Annotated in this window: 7 protein-coding genes; all 7 read left to right on the forward strand. The window is 34.2% G+C overall.

Annotated features, from left to right (window positions below; translation table 11 throughout):
• The first annotated feature begins 251 nt into the window (after window positions 1-251).
• The 7 genes from hpf (at window position 252) to NEH75_RS01560 (ending at window position 9,026) form a co-directional block, all read left to right on the forward strand.
• Window positions 252-800, forward strand: coding sequence for a ribosome hibernation-promoting factor, HPF/YfiA family (gene hpf / locus NEH75_RS01530; RefSeq protein WP_055275157.1), 549 nt, complete (start codon window positions 252-254; stop codon window positions 798-800).
• 342 nt (window positions 801-1,142) lie between these two features.
• Complete coding sequence (gene secA / locus NEH75_RS01535) at window positions 1,143-3,668, forward strand: preprotein translocase subunit SecA (RefSeq protein WP_262948394.1); 2,526 nt, start codon at window positions 1,143-1,145, stop codon at window positions 3,666-3,668.
• 570 nt (window positions 3,669-4,238) lie between these two features.
• Complete coding sequence (gene prfB, locus NEH75_RS01540; protein WP_070100325.1) at window positions 4,239-5,336, forward strand: peptide chain release factor 2; 1,098 nt, start codon at window positions 4,239-4,241, stop codon at window positions 5,334-5,336.
• A 103-nt stretch (window positions 5,337-5,439) separates the two neighbouring features.
• Window positions 5,440-5,919 (forward strand): S-ribosylhomocysteine lyase, encoded by a 480-nt coding sequence (locus NEH75_RS01545; RefSeq protein WP_055242735.1) that lies wholly within the window; start codon window positions 5,440-5,442, stop codon window positions 5,917-5,919.
• A gap of 286 nt (window positions 5,920-6,205) precedes the next feature.
• Complete coding sequence (gene ftsE / locus NEH75_RS01550) at window positions 6,206-6,889, forward strand: cell division ATP-binding protein FtsE (RefSeq protein WP_055275154.1); 684 nt, start codon at window positions 6,206-6,208, stop codon at window positions 6,887-6,889.
• A complete protein-coding gene (gene ftsX, locus NEH75_RS01555) occupies window positions 6,876-7,790 on the forward strand; it encodes a permease-like cell division protein FtsX (RefSeq protein WP_055305653.1) in 915 nt (304 codons plus the stop codon). The genes ftsE and ftsX overlap by 14 nt, the downstream gene beginning before the upstream one ends.
• A 27-nt stretch (window positions 7,791-7,817) precedes the next feature.
• Window positions 7,818-9,026, forward strand: coding sequence for a murein hydrolase activator EnvC family protein (locus NEH75_RS01560; RefSeq protein ID WP_055305654.1), 1,209 nt, complete (start codon window positions 7,818-7,820; stop codon window positions 9,024-9,026).
• The last annotated feature ends 45 nt before the right edge of the window (window positions 9,027-9,071 follow it).

The following is a 9,071-nucleotide window of genomic DNA, read 5'->3' on the forward strand; positions in this document are numbered from 1 at the left end:
TTTCGTTAGATAACATTTCAAATGAGACCATCAGAATTTATTAAAAATTTATAACCGTTTTAGAGGTATAGAATTCACTAATTTTGATTAAAATGATATAAATCTCTTTTTAATAAAGAAGGAGTTCGACAAAGAAGTTTATAATCCGTTTTATGTAACAGTTTTATGTTCGACAAAAAACGGAAACCGCTTTCTTTTTGCTGGGGTTTATATTATAATAAAGGTACATCAGATAGATAGGAGTGATTCTAATGAGAATTCAAATCAGGGGAGCTAATCGTTTCAACGTAACGGATGCAATTAGAAATTATATCGAGGAAAAAGTGGGAAGTTTACAACGATTCTTACCTACGAACCAAGATTTAGAGGCTCGCGTCTACATTAAAATCTATGATGTGATTCAAAAAGTAGAGGTCACTATTCCAGGTAATCAATTTATCTTACGTGCTGAGGAAGCGAGTGATGATTTATATGCAGCGATTGATTTAGTTGTAGATAAGTTAGAACGTCAAATCCGTCGTCATAAAACGAAGGCGAATAAAAAAATCCGTGAGCGTGAAGGAATTAGTAATTACTTCATTACGATTGATGATACACCAGAGGTTTATAATGAAGAGGATGAGGTCCCTTATAAAGTGAAAAATGTTCATTTAAAACCAATGGACGTTGAAGAAGCTATTATGCAATTAGAGTTATTAGGACATGATTTTTATGTTTATCGCGATATGGCGGTTGATGCTGTTTGTGTGGTATATCGTCGTAACGATGGTAAATATGCTGTTATTGAAACAAATAACTAATTGATGATTATTAGAAGGGACTATCTGAGGATAGTCTCTTTAGTGTGTATTTAAAAATCTATCTGCATTCATTTGAGGGCTGTCTCTAGTTAGAGGTAGCCTTTTATATCGGAAGCAAATGTGCTAGAAATAAAGGGAAGTTTGGAATAAGTGTGATCGGTTTTCGTTGTAATAAAGACTTGAAGTTCATCTTTCAAAAGAGGAAGGTGACAAAAATTAGGTAACATTATGTCCATATGGGGATTTTTTGTGTACATGTTTATTCAAAAGTGGTAACATTATGTTAATAAACAGAGTATTAGCTAGCATAGGTTAGTTAACGATAGACAAGGAGCGATGATGATGATTTCAGCAATTAAGAAAATGTTAGATCCAAGTGTGAAAGTATTAAAACGTGCTGATAAATTAGCAGATGAAGTAATTGCTTTAGAACCACATATGCAAGGGTTAACAGATGAGCAACTTCAAAATAAAACGCTAGAGTTCAAAGAGAGAATTGAAAAAGGGGAAACGCTAGATGATTTATTAGTTGAAGCATTTGCTGTTGTTCGTGAAGCATCAACTCGTGTACTTGGTATGAAACCATATAAAGTACAAATTATCGGGGGGATTGCTTTACACGGCGGGAACATCGCTGAGATGAGAACAGGTGAGGGTAAAACTTTAACTTCAACGATGCCAGCTTACTTAAATGCCTTAGAAGGTAAAGGGGTACATATTATTACAGTCAATGAATATTTAGCGAGTCGTGATGCTCGTGAAATGGGTGAATTATATCGTTGGCTTGGATTAACAGTTGGTTTAAACTTAGCAGGGATGCCGTCTGAAGAGAAGAAGAAACAATATGCATGTGATATTACATATTCAACGAATAATGAATTAGGATTCGATTATTTACGTGATCACATGGTACTATATGCAAAACAAATGGTACAACGTAAATTAAATTATGCCATTGTCGATGAGGTTGACTCAATTTTAATTGATGAGGCGCGTACGCCATTAATTATCTCAGGTGGACAAAAACGTACAGCAAACTTATACGCGCATGCTGACCGTTTTGTTAAAACATTAAAAGATGAAGAAGATTATAACATCGATATTAAAACAAAAAATATTCAATTAAATGAAGGCGGAATTGAAAAGGCAGAACGCACATTCCGTATTGAGAACTTATACGATATTAAACATGCCGTCTTATTACACCATATCAATAATGCCTTAAAAGCAAACTATGTGATGGCTCGTGACGTAGACTACGTCATTCAAGACGATGAAGTTGTAATTGTTGATCAATTTACAGGACGTTTAATGAAGGGGCGTGCTTATTCTGAAGGTCTTCACCAAGCGATTCAAGCAAAAGAAGGTGTATCAATTAAGCAAGAAACATCAACATTAGCAACAATTACATTCCAGAATTTATTCCGTTTATATAGTAAATTATCAGGAATGACAGGGACAGCTAAAACAGAAGAAGAAGAGTTCCGTAATATTTATAATATGATGGTTGTTGAGATTCCAACGAACCGTCCAATTGCTCGTCAAGATGCACCAGATTTAGTTTATAAAGATATGAATGCGAAGTTTAACGCCGTTGTTAATGATGTTATTGAGCGTCATAAACAAGGACAACCTGTTTTATTAGGGACAGTAGCCGTTGAAACATCGGAATATATCTCACAATTATTAAAACGTAAAGGTATTCCACATAACGTCTTAAATGCGAAAAACCATGAGCGTGAAGCTGAGATTATCATGGATGCTGGGAAAAAGGGTGCTGTTACAATTGCGACAAATATGGCTGGTCGTGGGACAGACATCAAGTTAACAGATGAAGTGAAGGCTTTAGGTGGATTAGCGGTTATTGGGACAGAGCGTCATGAATCACGTCGTATTGATAATCAGTTACGTGGACGTTCTGGACGTCAAGGAGATCCAGGATATACACGTTTCTACTTATCATTCCAAGATGAATTAATGCGTCGTTTCGGTTCTGATCGCATGCATACGATGGTTGATAAATTAGGAATGGATGAAAATGAGCCAATTGAAAGTAAAATGGTTACTAAAGCGGTTGAATCAGCACAAAAACGTGTAGAAGGTAACAACTATGATATGCGTAAAAATTTACTGGAATATGATGATGTCATCCGTCGTCAACGTGAAGTCATTTATGGACAACGTCAAGATATTTTAGAAACGGAAGACTTAACAGATGTTATCTTTGGTATGATTGACTCTTCAGTAACACGCTTAGTTCATACTTATTCAGTAGGAGAAGCACAAGATTCAAAACAAAAGGATGCTCCTGAATATAATTATGAAGGATTATTAAATTACTTAAATACGAACTTATTCCCAGTGAATAAAGTAGAATTATCAGCACTTGAAGGAAAAACAGAGGCTGAAATGATTGAGTACATTGCTAATCTTGTTAAAGATGATTACCGTCAAAAAGAGCAATCTATTGACTCTTCAATCTTCCATGAATTCCAAAAAGTTATTGTTTTACGTGTCGTTGATACGCACTGGATGAACCATATTGATGCCATGGATGCATTACGCCAAGGAATCCATTTACGTTCGTATGGTCAAATCAATCCATTACATGAATATCAAAGTGAAGGATTTGAAATGTTTAATCGTTTAATTGAGCGTATTGAAGATGATGTAACACGTTATATCTTACGCGCAGAAATTCGTCAAAACTTACAACGTGAAGAAGTGGCTAAACCAACCGCGACGAATAGTGGAAAAGAAGAGAAAAAACGCCCTGTCACACGTACAACTGAAAAAGTAGGACGTAATGATGAGTGTCCATGTGGAAGCGGGAAGAAATATAAACAATGTTGTGGAAATGATAATTAATAATTATCTACTTTTACCATCAACTGTTAATAGTAGGCGATTCTATAGATAAGTTGAAATAAGTTTTCATATCATAAAAACTTTTAACCCCTAGTAATGGAGAATTATTTTGCGAGCAAAACTGCTAGGTGATTCATCGCTACTATAGTTGGTCTTAGTCTCAAAAGGACTTGGGAACTAAGTGTGATTGAAAAATATGAAAGACCTTTTGTTTTCTATATATATAAGTCGAGATAAATTTTCTTGAGAGAAAATTTTTAACTGGACTATAGGTTGCCTAGATAGGTAAAACATATCAGTATTTTTTATTTGCTACTTAAGATGTAGAATACTTATCTGTTTATATATAGAAATAGATCATTATTCAATATAGAGTCGATCAAATTAATAGTCTTAAAATATCATAAATATAGGCTAATTATAGAAGCAGTAACATTTTTTACAGTGTAAAAAAATTACTGCTTCTTATATCGTTCAAGGATATCATAATGATAATCTTTTGAACTTGTTTTGCGTTTATGATAACAATTTTAAAAACATGAAAATTGATATAAAGAAGTGGTGACAGAGATGGAAATTCATGAAATAAGAACAGAAATCAAGAAAATGTCTGAACGTATCTCTCAATTTAAAGAATCTTTAAATGTTGAGCAAAAAGAAGCTGAGATTAAAGAGTATGATGCAAAGATGCAAGCGGTAGGTTTTTGGGATGATCAACGTAAAGCTCAAGAAGTTATTAATGCAGCCAATGCAATCAAAGATAAAGTTAATACATTCTATACTTTAGAAGGTGAAGTAGAAGATTTAGCCGTTGCTTTTGAGTTAATTTTAGAAGAACCCGATGAGGACTTACAAGTTGAACTTGAATCACAGATTAGCGAAGTCAGTGAGAAGTTAAATAAGTTTGAATTAGAAATTTTATTAAGTGGTCCATATGATGCAAACAATGCTATTTTAGAACTACATCCAGGTGCGGGTGGAACAGAATCACAAGACTGGGCTGAAATGTTATATCGTATGTATACGCGTTATGCTGAACGTAAAGGGTTTAAAGTAGAAGTTTTAGATTATCTAGTAGGTGAAGAGGCTGGAATTAAAAGCGTAACAATCAAAATTAAAGGAACAAATGCATTTGGTTATTTTAAAGCCGAGCGTGGCGTACATCGTTTAGTTCGTATTTCTCCATTTGATTCGGGGGGGCGTCGTCATACGTCATTCTGTTCTTGTGATGTCATGCCTGAATTCTCAGGAGATATTGATATCGAAATTCGTGCTGAAGATTTAAAAATTGATACGTACCGCGCAAGTGGAGCAGGTGGTCAGCACATTAATACAACTGATTCAGCGGTACGTATTACGCATTTACCAACGAATACGATTGTTACATGCCAAAACCAACGTTCACAGATTAAAAACCGTGAAGCTGCGATGGAGATGTTAAAATCTAAGTTATATCAACGTAAGTTAGAGGAACAAGAAGCGGAGTTAGCAAAAATCCGTGGTGAAGTTAAAGAGATTGGATGGGGAAGTCAGATTCGCTCATATGTTTTCCATCCGTACTCATTAGTTAAAGATCATCGCACATCATATGAGGTGGGAAATGTCCAAGGTGTTATGGATGGCGATTTAGATGGATTTATTGATGCTTATTTAAGACATAGTATCTAACGGTGGAAGTTTGTGGATAACTCATGCTATAGATAGAAAGATACACAGATTACATGTATAATGAATTTAAATATAAGTAGTGAGTAAAAGGAGTGAAGGAGATATGAAAAAGATTCCTAGTTTTACAGTTAATCATGATGATTTATTACGTGGAATTTATGTTTCACGCCAAGATGTCATAGGACAAGAAATCGTAACAACATTTGATATTCGTACAAAATTACCGAATCGTGAACCAGTTATGAATACTGCTGAAATTCATACGATTGAACATTTAGCTGCAACATTTTTACGTAATCATGAAACAGCAGCAGATCAGACTATTTATTTTGGACCAATGGGATGTCGTACAGGGTTCTATTTAATTTTAAAAGGCGATCTAAAATCAGAAGAGATTGTAGATTTAGTTAAAGAAACCTTTGAATTTGTTGCGAATTATGAAGGTGACGTTCCAGGTGCAAGTGCGCGCGATTGTGGAAATTATTTAGATATGAATTTACCAATGGCGAAATATGAAGCTAAGGCCTTCTTAGAAAATACATTAAACCAAATCACAGAAGCTAATTTAGTTTATCCAGCGTAATAAAAAAGAGGAGAATCTTTTACGAGATTTTCCTCTTTTTTTGGTTTAGAAAAACTTTATAATGTGTAAAGAATGTAAAAAGTCATTAGTTTAAGGCTTTGATAGCCTGTTTTGTTCGACATTTTCTATTAATATAAAATTGATTATGCTAAAATGTTAATGAAAGATTATTGAAAAATATACATAAAAAATATTAGTATTTGTTGGCAATTGCCGGATTGAAAACGAAAGTATCTGGCAGATATGTTATAATGAGAAAAGACGTCTAGAGATAGGTGGGGAGATTATGATTGAGTTTACAAATGTCAGTAAAAAGTACGCAAATGGAGTTATTGGGCTTCATAATATAAATATTCAAATTGAGCCGGGAGAGTTCTTGTTCGTGATTGGGCCGAGTGGGGCAGGGAAATCATCATTTTTAAAAATGATTAATCGTCAAGAAAAATCTACGGGTGGTCAAATTATGGTTAAGGGACTTAATGTGAGTAAACTTAACCGCTTTAAAGTACCAAAGTTACGTCGTCAAATTGGTGTCGTATTCCAAGATTTTAAATTATTGCAGAAAATGACGGTTTATCAAAATGTTGCTTTTGCTTTAGAAGCCATTGGATTGCCGAGTAAAGAGGTTCGTGCAAAAGCAGTAGCAGCTATTGAATTAGTTGGATTAACGAATAAAATGCGTTTTTATCCTAATCAATTATCAGGGGGAGAACAGCAACGTGTGGCAATTGCCCGTGCCATTGCGAATAATCCAGATATTATTATTGCCGATGAGCCAACTGGAAACTTAGATCCAGAAAATTCAACTCAAATCGTTAATATTTTAAAGAAATTAAACGATGAAGGAAAAACGATTATTATGGCAACTCATGATCATGAGCTAATCTTTGAGCAAGATTGCCGTGTGATAACAATTGATCATGGAACAATTTTTAGTGATGAGGTGAAAGGTTACTATGAAACTAATTAGACAATTTTTCCGTTATATCCGAGACGGATTTAAAAATATTTGGAATAACTTATTCATGTCACTTTCATCAGTCATTACCTTAACCTTAACTTTAAGTTTATGTTCATTATTCGTATTATTTGCTCATAATACGAGTAATTTTACTGAGCAAGTAGAAAGTGAAATTAAAATTTTTGTTGAGTTCTCAAAAGAAGCAACACAAGAACAAATTGCTGCTGCAATTGATTTAATGAAATCGCAAGAGCACGTAGCAGATATTATTCATACGACAAAAGAAGAAGAGTATACGGATTTTATTAATCGTATTGGTGAAGATGATCCAGAGTTAGCTACTTTCTTTGAAAATACAAGTGATGAAAATCCGTTACGAGATTCAGTAGTTGTAGCTGCAGATGATGTGAAAAATGTGGATGAAGTGGCTAAAGTCGTTAAAGAGATTGATGGTGTTGATTATGTGGATTATGGTGAAGAATCATCGTTAGCAGCTTTTTCTAATATTACAAATATTATTCGTAAGTCATTCTCATGGATTGTTGTTATTTTATTAATCTTAGCTGTATTCTTAATCCAAAATACAATTAAATTAACTATTTATGCACGTAAAAATGAATTGAAAATTATGAAATTAGTTGGAGCATCAGTTTCACATGTTACAGTCCCATTCTTAATTGAAGGTTTCATTATTGGTATTTTAGGGGCTGTAGGTCCTATCTTATTTACGATTTATGGTTACCAATTTTTATATGAATTATTCGGAGGCGTTTTAGTTATTCCAATGCTTCAAATGACAGCACCGTTCCCAGCAGTTTATGAATTAGGTGTTTTAATAGGAATTCTATCAATTATTGTTAGTTTATTGGGAAGTTTCTTTGCAGTTATTAAATATTCATTAAAAATCTAATTCATTAAGGTAAGGGAGGGAATGAATATGTCAAAAAAGATTTTTACAATGTTAAGTTTGGCTCTAATGCTTAGCTTAATTCCAAAGTTTTCTTTTACGGTAGATGCCTCTACTACATGTTCGACTAAACAAGAGTGTAATGACATTATTAGTGAGGCGCAAAGTCAGATTTCTGATTTAAAAAGTAAAGAAGCCGCTGTTCAAAAAGAGATTGATATTGTAGAAGGGGATATGGGAACAACGATCCAAAAAATCTCTGAAACAGAAACTGCTATTTCTGAATTTGAAAAGAAAATATCAATTAAAGAAAATGAAATCAAAAATAGTGAAAATGAAATCAAAAAATTAGAAAATGATATTCAAGAGCTTAAAGAAGTTGTTGCAGAACGTATGCGTGTTTCACAACGCTTATCTCGAGGAAATACTATTTTGCAAGTCTTATCTGAATCAGATAGCATCGTTGATTTTATTCGTCGATTACGTGTTGTTAATCACTTTGCAGAAAGTGATGCAGAATCAATGGATGAGCTAAGTTTATTAGTCAGTCAACAACAAGCGATGCTGGCTACTTTAAAGGTTCAAAAGCAAGAACTTGCTGAGAATAAAGCTAGTTTAGAAGTAGAACGTGAGACTCTAACAGCTTATCAAGAAAAGTTAGAACAACAAAAACAAGAATTAGCAAAACAAATGCAACAATTAGAAAGTGAACGTTTATCGGCAGCTGAGATTATCGCTATTGCTGAAGAACAAAAGGAAATTTTAGAACAAACGCCACCTCCTCCTGTTTCAAGCGGAGGTTCATCTAGTAGCGGTGGTGTCATTAGTGGAAGTGGATTTATGATTCCATTAGCAACAGGATATGTGAGCTGTGAATTCATGTGTTATCCGAATCACACAGGAATTGACTTAGCAAACTATGGTGATACATCAACCCCTGTTTATGCTGCACAGGCTGGAACGGTTATTCGTGCAGGCTGGCATAGTGCGTATGGAAACCATGTTATGATTACACATAACGTTAATGGACAGATTTTGACAACGGTTTACGCACATATGCATTCAGCTCCATATGTATCTGTTGGTCAACAAGTATCAAGAGGAACACAGTTAGGTACAATGGGGAACACGGGTAATTCTTTTGGAGCTCATTTACATTTTGAGGTTTATGAAGGATACTATAATTATCCATACGCTGTTAATCCAAGAAACTATATCAGTTTCCCATCATCATGGTAGTAGAAAAAAGACATGTTATGACATGTCTTTTTTATGTGCGCCCGG

Origin of the sequence: Turicibacter sp. T129, assembly GCF_025594975.1 — a bacterium.
GTDB lineage: Bacteria > Bacillota_I > Bacilli_A > MOL361 > Turicibacteraceae > Turicibacter > Turicibacter bilis.

Excerpts from the sequence above, each read along its gene's own strand:
- hpf (WP_055275157.1), top strand. The coding sequence starts at position 252 with ATGAGAATTCAAATCAGGGGAGCTAATCGTTTCAACGTAACGGATGCA.
- secA (WP_262948394.1), top strand. The coding sequence starts at position 1,143 with ATGATTTCAGCAATTAAGAAAATGTTAGATCCAAGTGTGAAAGTATTA.
- prfB (WP_070100325.1), top strand. The coding sequence starts at position 4,239 with ATGGAAATTCATGAAATAAGAACAGAAATCAAGAAAATGTCTGAACGT.
- NEH75_RS01545 (WP_055242735.1), top strand. The coding sequence starts at position 5,440 with ATGAAAAAGATTCCTAGTTTTACAGTTAATCATGATGATTTATTACGT.
- ftsE (WP_055275154.1), top strand. The coding sequence starts at position 6,206 with ATGATTGAGTTTACAAATGTCAGTAAAAAGTACGCAAATGGAGTTATT.
- ftsX (WP_055305653.1), top strand. The coding sequence starts at position 6,876 with ATGAAACTAATTAGACAATTTTTCCGTTATATCCGAGACGGATTTAAA.
- NEH75_RS01560 (WP_055305654.1), top strand. The coding sequence starts at position 7,818 with ATGTCAAAAAAGATTTTTACAATGTTAAGTTTGGCTCTAATGCTTAGC.